This window comes from Kocuria sp. CH-021 (assembly GCF_049716185.1).
Classification (GTDB): Bacteria; Actinomycetota; Actinomycetes; order Actinomycetales; family Micrococcaceae; genus Kocuria; species Kocuria cellulosilytica.
Map to the genome: position 1 here is coordinate 105,208 of NZ_JBNAFK010000011.1, position 15,638 is coordinate 120,845.

At 76.1% G+C, this 15,638-nt stretch carries 14 protein-coding genes and 1 pseudogene; 6 read left to right on the plus strand and 9 right to left on the minus strand.

Features of this window, described 5'->3' with window-relative positions; all coding sequences use genetic code 11:
* Positions 1-126 precede the first annotated feature (126 nt).
* The gene (locus ACPYN7_RS10400) at positions 127-981 is read left to right on the plus strand and encodes a 3'-5' exonuclease (protein ID WP_082697153.1); all 855 of its coding nucleotides are present in this window, start codon (positions 127-129) and stop codon (positions 979-981) included.
* Positions 982-1,031: 50 nt separating this feature from the next.
* Here the strand turns inward: ACPYN7_RS10400 and hemL are convergent, their stop codons facing one another.
* From hemL to hemE, 8 genes and pseudogenes are all read right to left on the minus strand, one after another.
* Positions 1,032-2,348 carry a glutamate-1-semialdehyde 2,1-aminomutase gene (hemL, locus tag ACPYN7_RS10405; protein WP_424347598.1) on the minus strand — a complete coding sequence of 439 codons (1,317 nt, stop codon included), beginning with the start codon at positions 2,346-2,348 and terminating at the stop codon, positions 1,032-1,034.
* A gap of 53 nt (positions 2,349-2,401) precedes the next feature.
* Complete coding sequence (gene hemB, locus ACPYN7_RS10410) at positions 2,402-3,412, minus strand: porphobilinogen synthase (RefSeq protein ID WP_058874843.1); 1,011 nt, start codon at positions 3,410-3,412, stop codon at positions 2,402-2,404.
* A 186-nt stretch (positions 3,413-3,598) separates the two neighbouring features.
* Positions 3,599-4,432 (minus strand): annotated as a pseudogene (locus ACPYN7_RS10415) (uroporphyrinogen-III synthase); the annotation flags it as partial.
* A 5-nt stretch (positions 4,433-4,437) separates the two neighbouring features.
* The gene (gene hemC / locus ACPYN7_RS10420) at positions 4,438-5,391 is read right to left on the minus strand and encodes a hydroxymethylbilane synthase (protein ID WP_424347599.1); all 954 of its coding nucleotides are present in this window, start codon (positions 5,389-5,391) and stop codon (positions 4,438-4,440) included.
* A complete protein-coding gene (locus tag ACPYN7_RS10425; protein ID WP_058874805.1) occupies positions 5,388-6,596 on the minus strand; it encodes a ferrochelatase in 1,209 nt (402 codons plus the stop codon). Before ACPYN7_RS10425 ends, hemC begins: the two co-directional genes overlap by 4 nt.
* Positions 6,593-7,345, minus strand: a complete 753-nt coding sequence (hemQ, locus tag ACPYN7_RS10430) for a hydrogen peroxide-dependent heme synthase (protein ID WP_058874806.1) — start codon at positions 7,343-7,345, stop codon at positions 6,593-6,595. The genes ACPYN7_RS10425 and hemQ overlap by 4 nt, the downstream gene beginning before the upstream one ends.
* Before the next feature lie 3 nt (positions 7,346-7,348).
* On the minus strand, positions 7,349-8,887 hold the full coding sequence (hemG, locus tag ACPYN7_RS10435; protein ID WP_424347600.1) for a protoporphyrinogen oxidase: 1,539 nt from the start codon (positions 8,885-8,887) through the stop codon (positions 7,349-7,351).
* Positions 8,884-10,089, minus strand: a complete 1,206-nt coding sequence (gene hemE, locus ACPYN7_RS10440) for a uroporphyrinogen decarboxylase (protein ID WP_082697155.1) — start codon at positions 10,087-10,089, stop codon at positions 8,884-8,886. The genes hemG and hemE overlap by 4 nt, the downstream gene beginning before the upstream one ends.
* Before the next feature lie 147 nt (positions 10,090-10,236).
* On the opposite strand from hemE, the gene ACPYN7_RS10445 reads away from it, so the two are divergent.
* The 5 genes from ACPYN7_RS10445 to ACPYN7_RS10465 all read left to right on the plus strand — a co-directional run bounded on the left by ACPYN7_RS10445 (position 10,237) and on the right by ACPYN7_RS10465 (position 15,409).
* Positions 10,237-11,562 (plus strand): glutamyl-tRNA reductase, encoded by a 1,326-nt coding sequence (locus tag ACPYN7_RS10445; protein WP_058874807.1) that lies wholly within the window; start codon positions 10,237-10,239, stop codon positions 11,560-11,562.
* Between the two features lie 50 nt (positions 11,563-11,612).
* Positions 11,613-12,230 (plus strand): TetR/AcrR family transcriptional regulator, encoded by a 618-nt coding sequence (locus ACPYN7_RS10450; RefSeq protein ID WP_058874808.1) that lies wholly within the window; start codon positions 11,613-11,615, stop codon positions 12,228-12,230.
* A gap of 52 nt (positions 12,231-12,282) precedes the next feature.
* Positions 12,283-12,519 carry a DUF3107 domain-containing protein gene (locus ACPYN7_RS10455; protein WP_058874809.1) on the plus strand — a complete coding sequence of 79 codons (237 nt, stop codon included), beginning with the start codon at positions 12,283-12,285 and terminating at the stop codon, positions 12,517-12,519.
* A 344-nt stretch (positions 12,520-12,863) separates the two neighbouring features.
* Positions 12,864-14,555 (plus strand): DEAD/DEAH box helicase, encoded by a 1,692-nt coding sequence (locus tag ACPYN7_RS10460; RefSeq protein WP_424347601.1) that lies wholly within the window; start codon positions 12,864-12,866, stop codon positions 14,553-14,555.
* Positions 14,552-15,409 carry a DNA-methyltransferase gene (locus tag ACPYN7_RS10465; RefSeq protein ID WP_424347602.1) on the plus strand — a complete coding sequence of 286 codons (858 nt, stop codon included), beginning with the start codon at positions 14,552-14,554 and terminating at the stop codon, positions 15,407-15,409. Before ACPYN7_RS10460 ends, ACPYN7_RS10465 begins: the two co-directional genes overlap by 4 nt.
* Before the next feature lie 82 nt (positions 15,410-15,491).
* Here ACPYN7_RS10465 and ACPYN7_RS10470 read toward each other — a convergent pair whose 3' ends face one another.
* Positions 15,492-15,623, minus strand: a complete 132-nt coding sequence (locus ACPYN7_RS10470; protein WP_231738415.1) for a putative transporter small subunit — start codon at positions 15,621-15,623, stop codon at positions 15,492-15,494.
* Between the last annotated feature and the right edge of the window lie 15 nt (positions 15,624-15,638).

Below are 15,638 nucleotides of genomic sequence, written 5' to 3' on the forward strand. Positions count from 1 at the left end.
CGGGACTCCGACGGTCTAAGCCCGCCGCTCCCGTGCGTGCCGGAGGGCCCGCCCCGGTCCCCGGCGGCGCGGCGCCCGGCAGCGGTGGCGCGTCCCGGGTCGGAGGGGGCCGGTACGGTGGGAGCCATGTCCTCGCCCTCAGGCCCCGCCGGCCCCACCGACCAGCTCCCCCTGTTCGACGCCGCCCCGCTGCGCGCGCCGCGGGCCGATCCTCCCGCGGCGGACGACGCCGCGGAGCAGGACGTGCTCTTCGACCTCGGGGCGCCCCCGGGCGCCGGGGAGGAGCCCGCCGCGTGGACGGAGGGCCCCCGCGCCTCGTTCGACCTCGAGACGACCGGCCGCGACCCGCACACGGCCCGCATCGTCACGGCGTCCGTGGTGCGCACCGACGCCGAGGGCGCCGTGACGGACGAGTGGGAGTGGCTGGCGGACCCGGGGGTGGAGATCCCCGAGGAGGCCGCGGCCGTGCACGGGGTGAGCACCGAGCGGGCCCGCGCCGAGGGGCGGCCCGCCGCGGAGGTGGTCGCGGAGATCGCCGGCGTCCTGGACGCCCTCTTCGCCGCGGGCACGCCCGTGCTGGTGTTCAACGCCTCGTACGACTTCACGGTCCTCGCCCACGAGGGCCGGCGCCACGGGATCGAGGTGCCGCGGCCCTTCCCGGTGCTGGACCCCTACGTGCTCAACAAGCAGGTGCACCGGTACCGGCGCGGCAAGCGCACCCTCGGGGCGCTGTGCGAGGAGTACGGCGTCGAGCTCACCGCGGCGCACACCTCCGCGGCGGACTCGCTCGCCACGGAGCGGCTCGCGGTGCTGATGGCCCGCCGCTTCCCCGAGCTGGTGCGCCCCGCGGCCGCGCTGCACGCCGACCAGGTCGGGTGGGCCGCCGAGCAGGCCGCGAGCCTGCAGGAGTACTTCCGCAGGACCCGGCCGGACGCCGTGGTGGACGGCGCCTGGCCGTTCCGCCGCCCCGAGGACGCCTGAGCGCTCCCGAGGACGCCTGAGCGCGCCCGGGACGGCGGCGCGGCCCCGGGTCAGGCGGCGGGCCGGGCCTCGGCGGCCGCGCGGGCCGCGGCCGGCAGGGCGGAGACGATCCGGTCCATCGCGGCGTCGTCGTGCGCGGCGGAGAGGAACCACGCCTCGAACACCGACGGCGGCAGGTAGACGCCCTGGTCGAGCATCGCGTGGAAGAACGCCGGGTAGCGGAAGGTCTCCTGCGCCCTGGCCTGCGCGTAGTCGTGCACGCCGGTGGCGGAGGTGCCGAAGGCGACCGAGAACAGGCTGCCGGCCGACTGGATCGAGTGGTCCACCCCGGCCTCCATCAGCGCGGCGCGCACCGCGTCCTGGAGCTGCGCCGAGCGCCGGTCGACGGTCTGGTAGGCGATCCGGTCCGCGGTGCGCAGGGTCGCCGCCCCCGCCGCCATCGCCACCGGGTTCCCGGACAGGGTGCCGGCCTGGTAGACGGGGCCCAGGGGCGCCAGGTGGTTCATGACCGCGGCCCGTCCGCCCACCCCGGCGACCGGCAGGCCGCCGCCGATAACCTTGCCGAACATGAACAGGTCGGGCTCCCAGCCGTCCTCGCCGGCGGCGGTGAGGCCCCAGTAGCCGGCCTCGTGCACGCGGAAGCCGGTCAGGACCTCGTCGAAGATCATCAGGGCCCCGTGCTCGCGGGTGATCCGGCGCAGCCCCGCGTTGAAGCCCTCGCCGGGGGTGACCACGCCCATGTTGGCGGGCGCGCCCTCGGTGATGACGGCGGCGATCCGGCCCTGGTGCGCGGCGAAGGCCTCCTCCACGGCGGCGAGGTCGTTGTAGGGCAGCACCAGGGTCTCGGCCGCGGTGGCCGCGGTGACCCCGGCGGAGCCCGGCAGGGCGAGGGTCGCGACGCCGGATCCCGCCTCGGACAGCAGGGAGTCCACGTGCCCGTGGTAGCACCCGGCGAACTTCACGACGAGGTCCCGGCCGGTCACGCCGCGCGCCAGGCGGATCGCGGTCATGGCCGCCTCGGTGCCGGTCGAGACCATGCGCAGCTCGTCGATCGCGCCGACCCGCTCGACCACGAGCTCGGCCAGCTCGGTCTCGCCGCGCGTGGTCGCCCCGAAGGACAGGCCGCGCTCCACGGCCTCGTGCACGGCCTCGATGACGGCCGGGTGGGAGTGCCCGACGAGGGCGGGCCCCCACGAGCTGACGAGGTCGACGTACTCGCGGCCGTCGGCGTCGGTGAGGTACGGGCCCTTGGCCGCGGTGATGAAGGGCGGGGTCCCGCCCACGGACGCGAAGGCCCGCACCGGGGAGTTGACCCCGCCGGGCATGACCTTGCGCGCGCGGTCGAAGAGTTCCTGGGAAACGCTCATGGGTTCTGTCTGCTTCCTTTCGCCGGGGCTGCCGGCTCGGGGGACGGTGGGGGTCAGGAGAGGCCGTTCTCGTCGCGGAACCAGTCCGCGAGCTCGACGGCGAAGTAGGTGAGCACGGAGTCGGCGCCCGCACGGCGGATGGACAGCACGGACTCCTGGATCGCCGCCCTCCGGTCGATCCAGCCGTTGGCGGCGGCGGCCTCGATCATGGCGTACTCGCCGGAGATCTGGTACGCGGCCACGGGCACCGGGGAGACCTCGGCCACGTCGCGGAGGATGTCGAGGTAGCTCATGGCCGGTTTGACCATGACCATGTCGGCGCCCTCGTCCAGGTCCAGCTGCAGCTCGTGCAGCGCCTCCCGGCGGTTCGCGGGATCCATCTGGTAGGTGCGGCGGTCGCCCTGGAGCTGGGAGTCGACGGCCTCGCGGAACGGGCCGTAGAACGCGGAGGAGTACTTCGCGGAGTAGGCCAGGACGGCGACGTCGGGGTGCCCGGCCTCGTCGAGGGCCGAGCGGATCACGCCGACCTGGCCGTCCATCATGCCGGAGGGGCCGAGCACGTGGGCACCCGCTTCGGCCTGGGCCACGGCCATCCGGCCGTAGATCTCCAGGGTCGCGTCGTTGTCCACGGTCCCGTCCTCGGCGAGGACGCCGCAGTGGCCGTGGTCGGTGAACTCGTCCAGGCACAGGTCGGCCATGACCACGAGGTCGTCGCCGACCTCGGCGCGGACGGCCCGCAGCGCCCGGTTCAGGATCCCCTCGGGGTCGCACCCGGCGCTGCCCTCGGGGTCCCGCTCGGCGGGCACGCCGAAGACCATGAACCCGCCGAGACCCTTGGCCGCCGCCTCCGCGGCGGCGCGCCGGAGCGAGTCCAGGGAGTGCTGGACGACCCCCGGCATGGAGCCGAGCGGGGCGGGCTCGGAGAGGCCCTCCCGGACGAACACGGGCAGGATCAGGTCGGACGGGTGGACCCTGGTCTGCGCGGCGAGCCGCCGGACGGCGGGGGTGGTGCGCAGGCGGCGGGGGCGGGAGACCAGGTCGTAGCGCGGGGTTCGGTGGGTCACGGAGTTCGTCTCCTCGGTCGTCGGGATCGGTGTCGGTGTCGGCGGCGCCGCGGAGTCCGGCGCGGCGGGTGCCGGCGCGGCCGGGTGCGGGGCCGGTGGAGCGGTGCGGGCGGTCCGCGGGGCGGGGCGGGCGGCAGGTGCCCGGTCCGCGAGGGCCCGGGCGAGGGCGTCGCGGATCCCCTCGGGGGTGGGCAGGGCGGCGGCCACGGAGGGCAGGCCGAGGTCGGCGGCGGCGCGGCGCGTGGGCTCGCCGATGGCCACGAGGACGGGGCCCGCCAGGACGCCGGGGTCGTCGCCGACGAGCTCGGCCAGGTGGGACGGCGCCGTGAGCACCACGGCGTCGGCCTCGCCCGCGGCCAGGGCCGCCAGCAGGTCCGACCGGTGCAGCTCCTCGACGTCCTCGTCCGGGGCCGGCCGCACGAGGGGCGCGGCGGCCGGCCAGGGCACGGTCTCGTACGCCGTGGCCGTCAGGACCCGGTACCCCCGCCCGGTCAGGCCGGTCTCGAGCACGGGCCGCGCCCGGGCGGAGAGCGGCAGCAGGACCGTGCCGGGGTCGGGCTCCGGCGGCCAGTCGGCGAGCAGCCCGGCGGCCGAGTGGGCGGTGCCGGGCACCAGGTCCGGCGGCAGCCCGGACGCGGTGAGCGCCGCGGCCGTGGCGTCCCCCACCGCGGCGACGCGCAGACCGGCCCGCCGTGCCGCCGCGATCCGGTCGCCGAGCCCCGCACCGGCCGGGTCGCCGGCGACCGCGCGCAGCGCCCGGACCGTGGTCACGGAGGTCACCGCCAGCCAAGTCCGGGCGGCGGGCCCCGGGTCCGCCGCCCGGTCGAGGAGGGCGGTCACGGGGCGGGTGTCCCGGGGCAGGGTGGCCTCGAGCAGCGGGGCGAGCCGGACCCGGGCCCCGTGCCCGCGCAGCAGGTCCACGAGCTCCCGGGCCCGGTCCGCGGAGCGGGTCACGACGACCCTGGCCCCGCGCAGGGCGGCGGGGTCGGCGGAGCGGTCGGCGGGGCCGGGGCGCGGCACGGGGCTCAGAGCGTCAACCGGGCCAGCCGGCCGGCGCCGTCGGCGAGCAGCTCGTCGCCCAGCCGGAAGCCGAGCGCCCGGGCGGCGTCCACGCCGCGCTCCGCGGTGCGGCCGCTGCGGCGCATGACCCGGCTGCCGTCCGGATCGGCCACGACGACGTCGAGCACGAGCACGCCGTCCTCGATCCGCCCGAGAGTGCCCACGGGGGCCGCGCAGCCGGCCTCGAGCCGGGTCAGCAGCGCCCGTTCCGCGGTCACGGCGAGGCGGGTCTCCAGGTGGTCCACCGCGGCGAGGGCGGCGGCGAGCGGAGCGTCCCCCGAGGCGTCCTCGGTGCGGCACTCCAGGGCGAGGGCCCCCTGCCCGGGAGCGGGGAGCATGACGGACGGGTCGATCAGCTCGGTGATCGCGTCCTCCAGCCCGAGCCGCCGCAGCCCGGAGGCGGCGAGCACCACGGCGTCGAGGTCGCCCGGGGCCACCCGCCCCAGCCGGGTGCCCACGTTGCCGCGGATGTCGACGATCTCGAGGTCCGGGCGCGCCGCGCGCAGCTGCGCCGCGCGGCGCGGGGAGCCGGTGCCGACCGCGGCCCCGGCGGGCAGGCCGGTCAGGGTCAGCCCGTCGCGGGCGCACAGGGCGTCCCGGGGGTCCTCCCGCTCCGGCACCGCGGCGACCTCGAGGCCGGGCACGGGCGCGGTGGGCAGGTCCTTGAGGGAGTGCACGGCCAGGTCCACGGAGCCGGCGAGCAGCGCGGCCCGCAGGGCCGTGGCGAAGACCCCGGTGCCGCCCATCTGGGACAGGGGTCCGGTGAGGACGTCGCCCTCGGTGCGGATGGTGACGAGCTCCGGCTCCAGCCCGCCGGCCGCCGCGACGGCGCGGGCCGCCGTGCCGGTCTGCGTGAGCGCGAGCCGGGAGCCGCGGGTCCCGACCCGGAACGACGGAAGCTCCTGTGCCGCGGCCGTCATGCCCACCTCACCTCCCCGGCCTCGTCGAGGTCGACCGGGAGGGGCTCTCCGTGGGGGCGCTGGGCGATGGTCGGGCGAGGTCCGGCGGCGCCGCGCAGCACCTTGACGCAGCAGTCCGGGGCGCAGTCGTCGAACCACGTGCCCGAGGCGCAGGCGGAGACCCGCGGCGGGGAGGCGCGTCCGGCAACGCGCTGCTCCACGAGGTCCGCGAGCCCGGCCACGAACGCCGGGTGGGTGCCCGCGGTGGGGGTGCGCACCGCCGGCAGGCCGAGCCGCTCGCAGGTCTCCAGGGCCTCGGTGTCGAGGTCCCACTTGACCTCCATGTGGTCGGAGACGAAGCCCAGCGGCACGAGCACCACGCCGGCGACCCCGCGCCCGGCGACCTCCTCGAGCGCGTCGTTGACGTCCGGCTCGAGCCACGGCACCTGCGGGGGCCCGGAGCGGGACTGGTAGACGAGGTCCCAGGTGTGGTCCCCCAGCTCCTCCGGTCCCACGCGCTCGAGCACGGTCCGGGCGACGGCCAGGTGCTGGGCCACGTAGGCGGAGTTCTCCTCGAAGTCCATCCGCGCCGGCCCGGACGCCTCGGCGTCGGTGGTCGGGATGGAGTGCGTGCAGAACAGGACCGCGATCCTGCCGCCCTCGGCGCCCAGCTGCCCGCGGACCTGCGCGAGGCCCTCCCGGAGGCCCTCGACGAAGGGCTGCACGAAGCCCTCCGAGTCGTAGTACTGGTGGACCTTGTCCACCTGCATCTCCTCCGTGAGGCCGAGCTCCTCGAGCGCCACCCCGTAGTCCTCGCGGTACTGGCGGCAGCCGGAGTAGCTGGAGTAGGCGCTGGTGGCGAGCACCAGGAGCCGGCGCATCCCGCGGGCGTGGCACTCCCGCACGACGTCCGCCACGTAGGGCGCCCAGTTGCGGTTGGCCCACAGCACGGGCACGCTCAGGCCCCGGCCGAGCAGCTCGGCCTCGAGGGCGGCGCGCAGCGCGCGGTTCTGGGCGTTGATGGGGCTCACGCCGCCGTTGGCCCGGTAGTGGGTGGCGACCTCCTCGAGCCGTTCGTCGGGGATGCCGCGGCCCCGCGTGACGTTGCGCAGGAACGGCAGGACGTCGTCCTGCCCCTCCGGGCCGCCGAAGGACGACAGGACCACGGCGTCGTACTGCTCGGGCGCGTGCGCCCGGGCCCGTGACAGGGCGTTCTCGGCGCTCAACGGAGCACCTCCGCGAGCTCCTCGGAGCGGACCCGGCGCCCCGTGTAGAACGGCGTCTCCTCGCGCACGTGCAGCCGTGCCTCCGTGTTGCGGAAGGCCCGCATGACGTCGACGAGGTCCACCAGCTCGGGGGCCTCGAGCGCGAGCAGCCACTCGTAGTCGTTGAGCCCGAAGCACGCGATGGTGTTCGCGAGCACCTGCGGGTAGTCGCGCGCCGCCATGCCGTGGTTGCGCAGCATCTCGGCGCGGCGCTGGGCGTTCATGTAGTACCACTCGTAGGAGCGCACGAACGGGTAGACGCAGACCCAGTCCTCGGGGGCGAGGCCGCGGGCGAAGGACGGCGAGTGGTTCCGGGTGAACTCGGCGTCCCGGTGGACGCCCATCGCGTTCCAGGCCTGCGCGGTGCCGGCCAGCAGCTCCGTGCGGCGGAGCCGGCGGACCGCGGACTGGAGCACCTGGGGGTCGTCGCCGTGCAGCCACGTCAGGACGTCGGCGTCCTCGCGCATCCCCGAGACGTCGTAGGCGCCGCGCAGCGTCACGCCCTCGTCCGCCAGCTGCTCGACCACGCCGTCGAACTCGGCGGCCGCCGAGGCGTCGTCGCCGGCCGTCCGGGCCCCGGCGCCGCCGGCGGGACGGGCGAACACGGACCAGACGGCCCAGTGCAGCTGCTCCGCGCCCCCGTCCTGCGTCGGCTCGGGCCGGGCGGCCGGACGGTCGCCGTTCTCGTGGGAGCTGGTGTCGTGGGACAAGGCTCAGTCCTTTCGTCGGGTGCTGGTCGGTGGGGTCCGGGCCGGCTCGGAGGCGGCCGGCGCGGCGGTGTCCGGGACGCCCGCCTCGGCGAGCAGGGCGCGGACCTGGGATCGGGTGTCGGCGACGACGGAGGCGAGGCCCGTGCCCGCGAGCCATCCGCCGACCGCGACGGCGTCGGGCAGCACCTCGAGCGCCCGCCGGAACTCGGCGACGCGCCGGGCGTGCCCGACGCCGGCGCGGGGCAGCGCGGAGCGCCAGCGCACGATGTCCGCGCCGGCGAGCTGGCCCGGCCGCAGGGGCATTCCCAGGAGGGTCGAGGCGTCGGAGAGGGCCAGCCGGATGAGCTGGTCGTCGGGCAGGGCCACCTCCGGGGGCACGGCGGTGGCGTCGGTCTGGGCGCGGCCGTAGGAGAGCCGCAGCACGTGCCGGCCGGGACCGGCGGCCTCCCGGACCCAGTCCCACTTGGCGCTCGCGTGGGTGAGGGCCTTGGCGCGCACGCCGCGGGCGTCCTCGCTCACGAGCAGGCCGGTGCCCCGGGGGGCGCCGTCGAGGCGCGGCTCGTCGACCACGAGCGTGGCCAGGGCCACCTGGGGTCCCGGCTCGGGGGCGAAGCGCTGGAGGTCCTCCTCGTGGCCGGCGAGGAGCCGGACGGCGGTCGTGCCGTCGGTGGCCAGCACGAGCAGCTCGCCGCGTGCCACGGCGGTCTTGTGCCCGTGGCGCGGCTGGCGCTGGATGACCATCCAGCCCTCGCGCCGGGGGTCGCGGTCCAGGGCGATGACGTCGTAGCCGGTGACGAGCTTCACGCCCGCCCGCTCGAGGTCGTGCACGAGCGTCTCGGAGAGGGCGTTCATGCCGCCGCGCAGCCCGGCCACGTTGGCCCCCGCGGGCGCGGCGCGGCGCAGGGCCCCGGCCGCGGCGCCGAGGGAGCCGTGCTCGCGCAGGGCCCGGCGCAGGCCGGGGGCCACGGCGTCGACGTCGAGGTCGTCGGGATGGGCGGAGTGCACGCCCGTGGCGAAGGGCGCGACGAGCCGGTCGACCACCCGCTCCCCCATCCGGGCCCGGACGAGACCGCCGAGGGAGCGCTCGGTCATGCCGACGAACGCGGGCAGCCTGCGGTCGAGGCCGGCGCGCAGCATGCCGGCCCGGCCGAGCGCCGCCCGCAGCCGGGGGGCCGTGGGGTCGGCCGGGATGCCCAGGATCCCGGAGTCGGGCGCGGGCACGGCGCCCTCCGGCAGGAACAGCCACGAGCCGGAGCGGTTGGGGTGCACCACGCGCTCGCCGAGCCCCAGCTCCTCCAGCAGGTCGGGCACCGCCCGGGAGCGGGTCGCGAAGGACTCGGCGCCGGAGTCCAGCACGAGGCCCGCGACCTGGTGGGCGCCCACGGCCCCGCCGAGGTGGTCCTCGGCCTCCACCAGCGTGACGCGCAGCCCGCGGGCGGCGAGGTCGCGTGCGGCCACGAGCCCGGAGACGCCGCCGCCGACCACGAGGGCGGAGCGGGGCGGGGTCCGTCGGGCGGGCGTGCCGTCCGGCTCCGCGCTCACGGCCGGCCACCGCCCGGGGACTGCTCCAGCGGCTGGTCGTGGACGAAGGAGACGAGGTCGGTCAGCACCTGCGGGTCGGTCCCCGGCGGGACGCCGTGGCCCAGGTTGACGACGTGCCCCGGCGCGGAGGCCCCGCCGCGCAGCACCTCGCGCACGTGCTCGGCCAGCACGGGCCAGGGCGCGGCGAGCAGGGCCGGGTCGATGTTGCCCTGCAGCACCGTGGTCCCGCCGAGCCGCCGGTTGGCCTCCGCCAGGGGGATCCGGTAGTCCACGCCCACCGCGTCCGCGCCGGCGTCCCGCATCGCGACGAGGAGCTCGCCCGTGCCCGTGCCGAAGTGGACGCGGGGCACGGCGAGGTCCTCGACGGCGCGCAGCGCGGCCGCCGAGTGCTCCAGGACGTGCGCGGTGTAGTCGGCCAGGGACAGGGACCCCGCCCACGAGTCGAAGAGCTGCACGGCCGAGGCGCCGGCCTCGACCTGGGCGCGCAGGAACGCCCCGGAGGTCCGGGCCGCCCACTCCGCGAGCGCCCGCCAGGCCGCAGGGTCGGCGTGCATCATGGTGCGCGGCAGCAGGTGGTCGCGGGAGGGCCCGCCCTCGACCATGTAGGCGGCCACGGTGAACGGCGCCCCGGCGAAGCCGATGAGCGGGGTCGTGCCGAGCTCCGCGACGGTGCGGGCGACGGCCTCGCGGATCGGGTCGAGGGCCCCCTCGGCGAGCTCGGGCAGGGCCGCGACGTCGGCGGCCGTGCGCACGGGGCGCTCCAGCACGGGCCCGCGGCCCGGGACGATCTCGACGTCCACGCCGGCCACGCGCATGGGCACGACGATGTCGGAGAAGAAGATGGCGGCGTCGACGTCGTGCCGGCGCACCGGCTGGAGCGTGATCTCCGCGGCCATCGCGGGGTCCAGGCAGGCGTCGAGCATCGCGGTGCCCTGGCGCAGGGACCGGTACTCCGGCAGCGACCGGCCCGCCTGCCGCATGAACCACACCGGGCGGCGGTCGGGCGCGCGCCCCGTGAGGGCCTGCAGCAGCGGGGCGTCCAGCGTGCCGGCGGAGCGCAGCGGATGGCCCTGCGGCAGCGCCCCGAGGGATCCGGTGAGGCGCCGGAACGCCGTCGAGGGGTGGATGCCGCCCGTGGGGTGCCCGGGATCGGCTGCGGTCGACGTGTCCGGCGTGCTCGCCGTCTCAGGGGTGGTAGGCATAGTGCTCCCATTGTGCCAAGGAACACCGACGTCGTTTACCGACGCAGCGTCACCGGGGGCCGGGACGGGCGGGCGGGGCGGACGTGAGCGTTCTCTCGGACGTCACCGAGGCGCGAATCCGCGGTGACCGTCTAGTATGAATGCACTGTGGTCCTCTTCGCACTCGTCGCCTCCCACCAGAACGTCGATCTGAACACCGTTGCGCGTCTCAGCACCGGTGCGCTCGGGCTGTCCGAGGAGATGGTCAGCGGCGGGGCCCTCCGGGGCTCCGTGACCCTCTCGACGTGCAACCGGCTCGAGATCTACGGCGAGCTCGAGGACGTGCCGGGCACCTCCTCCGGGGCGGCGCTGGACCGGGTGCTGGCCGATCTCGCCGAGCAGATCGGCTCCCGCGCCGGGCTCGACCCCGAGTTCGTGGCCGGCTCCCTGCGGGCCTTCACCGACTCCGGCGCCGCGCGCCACCTCTTCACGGTGGTCTCCGGCCTGGAGTCCGCCGTGGTGGGCGAGCGCGAGATCACCGGGCAGGTCCGCCGCGCCCTCAACGACGCCCAGCAGGCCGGGACGGTCTCCGGCAAGCTCCTGCGGCTGTTCGAGGCGGCCGCCCGCACCGCCCGCAAGGTGGGCACGCAGACCGCCCTCGGCGAGCGCGGCCGCTCCATCGTCTCCGTGGCCCTGGACCTCGCCGACGACGTCACGGCCGGCACCTGGACGTCGCGGCGGGCCCTCGTCTTCGGCACGGGCGCCTACGCGGGGGCGACCATGGCCGCCCTCCGCGACCGTGGCTGCGCCGACATCGAGGTGTACTCGGCGTCCGGACGGGCCGGGCAGTTCACGGAGAACCGCGGCGGCACGCCGGTGGGGACCGAGGAGCTGGACGCCGCCCTGGAGCGCGCCGACGTCGTCATCGGCTGCAGCGGCGGCTCCGCCCCCATGGGCGCCGCCGCGTTCCCGGCCGGGTCCCGCACCGTGGTCGACCTCGCCCTCACCCGGGACTTCGACCCCGCCGTGGCGGACCTGCCCGGCGTCGAGCTCATCACCCTGGAGTCGGTGCGCGTGGCCGCCCCGGAGGAGACCCGGGAGTCCGTCGAGGCCGCGAGCGGGATCGTCGAGCGCGCCGCCCAGGAGTTCGCCGCGAGCCAGGACGCCCGCGACATGGACGCCGCGATCGTCGCCCTGCGCAAGCACACCATGGCCGTCCTGGACGCCGAGCTGGAGAAGGTCACCGCCCACCACGGGTGCACGGCCGCGCAGGAGCAGATCGAGCTCGCGATGCGCCGCATGGTGCGCTCCCTCCTGCACACCCCCACCGTCCGCGCGCGCGAGCTCGCCGCGCAGGGCCGGCAGGACGAGTACATCACCGGCCTCGAGGCGCTCTACGGGATCGAGGTCCCCGCGCCCGCCGCGGAGCGGGCCGAGGCCCCGGCCGCCGCGGCGCCGCCGGAGGCCACCCGCCGTCCCCGCGCCGCGGGGTAGGCCGGCAGTCGTTCGGCCGGCGCCGCCGGCCGGTTGAGGAGGAACGGTTCATGACTGAGACCAGGAGAGGCCGCCCCGCGCGCCTTCCGCGCGAGGCCCGCCGGCGGCAGCTGCTCGAGACGGCGCTGACCGTGTTCTCCTCGAACGGCTACCACGGCTCGTCCATGGACGACATCGCCGACGCCGCCCGGGTGAGCAAGCCCGTGCTCTACCAGCACTTCCCCGGCAAGCGCGAGCTCTACCTCGCCCTCGTGGACCACTACCTCCAGGAGCTCTCCCTCGGCCTCGTCTCGGCGCTGCAGGCCAGCGACGTGAACCGCGAGCGGGTGGAGTCCATGCTGGACGTCTACTTCGGCTTCGTGGAGGCCAACCCGGAGGCCCACCGGCTGATCTTCGAGTCGGACCTGCTGGCGGACCCCGAGGTCGCGGAGCGCTTCGAGAACTTCCACCTGGCCGTGGCCGACTCGATCGCCGGGGTCCTCGGGCCCAACGCGGGGCTGAGCCACCCGCACGCGGTGCTCGTCTCGCGCTCCCTCACCGGCATGGCGCAGACCGCTGCGGTGCACTGGATCCGCAACCCCGGCACCGGCGGGCGGGCGGAGGCCCAGCGCCAGATCTTCCGTTTAGCTTGGGGCGGAATCTCGATCATCGACGAGGACTGGCAGTAGCGCCCTCCTAGACTGACCGGGACGCATCCCGCAGCCCCGCCCAGGAGGAACCATGGAAATCAAGATCGGTGTTCAGCACGTCGCCCGGGAGATCGTCGTCGAGTCCGCCCTCGAGGCGCCGGAGGCCGTGGAGCTGATCACCGCCGCCGTCTCCGCCGGGTCCCCGCTGACCCTGACCGACACGAAGGGCAACGTGACGGTCGTCCCCGGCGGCGCCATCGGCTACGCCGCCGTCGGTGCCGAGCAGAAGCGGCCCGTGGGCTTCATGCCCTTCACGAAGGACGACTGAGACCCCGTCCGCCGGCCACGGCGGCCCGGCCCGACGACCGCACGGAGGGTGCGCGGTCGTCGGGCTACACTGTTAAGCGCACTGGATGACCGGTCGTACCCGCGATCCCACGAACGACAGACACCTCATCGCCCCCGCTCCCCGCGGACAGGCCCCCGACGGCGGCCCCGCGCAGGACCGGATCCGGGCGCCACGAACCCGTGGCTTGCCCGGTCGAGGCGGCGCACGCTCACGATCGGCTTCCACCCAACGCACGCCCCCGGCGGCCGCCAGCACGGCGGCCCGGAGGCCCGGACCCCGGTCCCCTCCCCCGGCCGGGCGTGCCCGAACGAAGGAACCCGACCGTGACCGACCACATCACCGACACCGCACCGGCCGCCGCGCCCGACGACGACGCCGCCCTCGAGGGCACCCCCGAGGTGGTCGTCGAGACCACCGAGCACCCCGAGCCGCTGCCCCAGGACTTCGCCGAGTTCGGCGTGCGCCAGGACATCGTGGACTCCCTCGCCGCCGAGGGCATCGTCCACCCCTTCCCCATCCAGGCCATGACCCTGCCGGTGGCGCTGTCCGGCCAGGACATCATCGGCCAGGCCAAGACCGGCACGGGCAAGACCCTCGGCTTCGGCATCCCCGTGGTCCAGCGCGTCGTGGGCCGCGGCGACGCGGGGTGGGACCAGCTGAAGAAGCCCGGCGCCCCGCAGGCGCTCATCGTGGTGCCCACGCGCGAGCTCGCCGTCCAGGTCGGCCACGACCTGGCGACCGCCGCGCGGACCCGCAACGCCCGGGTGGCGACCATCTACGGCGGCCGCGCCTACGAGCCCCAGATCGAGGAGCTCCAGGCGGGCGTCGAGGTCGTGGTCGGCACCCCCGGCCGGCTCATCGACCTCAACCGGCAGCGCCACCTCGACCTCTCCGCCGTGCGGGCCGTGGTGCTGGACGAGGCCGACGAGATGCTCGACCTCGGCTTCCTGCCCGACGTCGAGAAGCTGCTCTCGGCCGTACCCGAGGTCCGCCAGACCATGCTCTTCTCCGCGACGATGCCCGGGCCCGTGGTGGCCATGGCCCGCCGCTACATGACCAAGCCCATGCACATCCGGGCCGCCGCGCCCGACGAGGGCGCCACCAAGAAGGACATCCGCCAGGTGGTCTACCGGGCGCACCACCTCGACAAGGACGAGGTCGTGGCGCGGATCCTGCAGGCCGAGGGCCGGGGCCGCACCATCGTGTTCACCAAGACCAAGCGGGCCGCGGCCAAGCTCGCGGACGAGCTGATCGGCCGAGGCTTCGCCGCCGCCCCGCTGCACGGGGACCTGGGCCAGGGCGCGCGCGAGCAGGCGCTGCGCGCGTTCCGCAACAACAAGGTCGACGTGCTCGTGGCCACGGACGTCGCCGCGCGCGGCATCGACGTCGAGGACGTCACCCACGTCATCAACTTCCAGTGCCCCGAGGACGAGAAGACGTACCTGCACCGGACCGGGCGCACCGGCCGCGCCGGCAACAAGGGCACGGCCGTGACGTTCGTGGACTGGGACGACGTCCCGCGCTGGCGGCTGATCGACAAGGCCCTGGAGCTCGGCATCCCCGAGCCCCGCGAGACCTACTCCTCGTCCGAGCACCTGTACGAGGAGCTGAGCATCCCGAAGGGCACCAAGGGCCGGCTCCCCCGGTCCAAGCGCACCCACGAGGGGCTCGGCGCCGAGGTGCTCGAGGACCTCGGCGAGCCCGGCGGGCGCAAGAGCGGCCCGCGCGGCGACGGCCGGGACGGCCGCTCGCGCGAGCGCGGCGGCGCCCGGCGCGGTGAGGGCCGCGGCGAGAACCGCGGTGCCGGCCGCGGCGAGGGCCGCGGTGCGGGCCGCGGCCGCCGGGACGACGCCGCCTCGCCCGCCGCCCCTCGGGAGACGACCCGGGAGCGGACCCGCGAGGTGCCCCGGGAGACCTCGGTGGAGCGCACCCCGGACGGCACCACCCGCCGCCGCCGGCGCCGCCGCGGTGGCGGCGGGGCCCGGCAGGAGCCGAACGGCACCGCCGCCGAGTGAGCCCCTTCGTCTTCGACGCCGAGGGCCCCGACGCGGTGGTCGCCGCGGAGAACCTGGATCTCCTGCGGCGGCTGCCCGGCGGGGCCTTCCGCATGATCTACGTGGACCCGCCCTTCAACACGGGCCGCACCCAGCGCCGGCGGGAGTCCACCGTGACCCCGGCCTCCGCCGGCGCGGGAGACCGCACCGGCTTCGCCGGCCGCTCCTACACGACCGTGCTGGGGGCCCTGCGCAGCTACGACGACGCGTTCGCCGACTACTGGGGGTTCCTGGAGCCCCGCCTGCGGGAGGCCTGGCGGGTGCTCGCGGACGACGGGACGCTGTACCTGCACCTGGACTACCGGGAGGTGCACTACGCCAAGGTCATGCTGGACGCGATCTTCGGGCGCGAGTCCTTCCTGAACGAGATCATCTGGGCCTACGACTACGGCGGGCGCTCCCGGCGCCGCTGGCCCGCCAAGCACGACAACGTCCTGGTGTACGTGAAGGACCCCGAGCGGTACCTGTTCGACAGCGCCGAGGTGGACCGGGAGCCGTACATGGCCCCCGGCCTGGTGACCCCCGAGAAGGTCCGCCTGGGCAAGCTGCCGACGGACGTGTGGTGGCACACCATCGTCTCCCCCACCGGCCGGGAGAAGACCGGCTATCCCACGCAGAAGCCGGTGGGCCTCGTGCGGCGGATGGTCGCCGCCAGCTCCGCCCGCGGGGACTGGGTGCTGGACTTCTTCGCCGGCTCCGGAACGCTCGGCGCGGCCGCCGGGCAGCTGGGACGGCGGTTCGTGTGCGTGGACCGGAACCCGGAGGCGATCGAGGTCATGCGCGCCCGCCTGCCGGGGGCGACCGTGTGGGACTGAGCACGGGCACCCCCGGTGACGGCGTCGGGCCCGGACCGCACGAGGCGGTCCGGGCCCGACGTCGTCGTGCGCGGGGAACGGCTCAGACGAGGTCGTTCCCCTCGCGCCGGGCCGCGGCCGCCTCCTTGCCGAAGGCGGTGCAGATCACGGCCAGGGTGCCGGCCACCAGGAGGGGCCAGACGAGGACGTAGACGGTGAGGGCGAGCGGGGACATGGGCGTCCTTTCGGG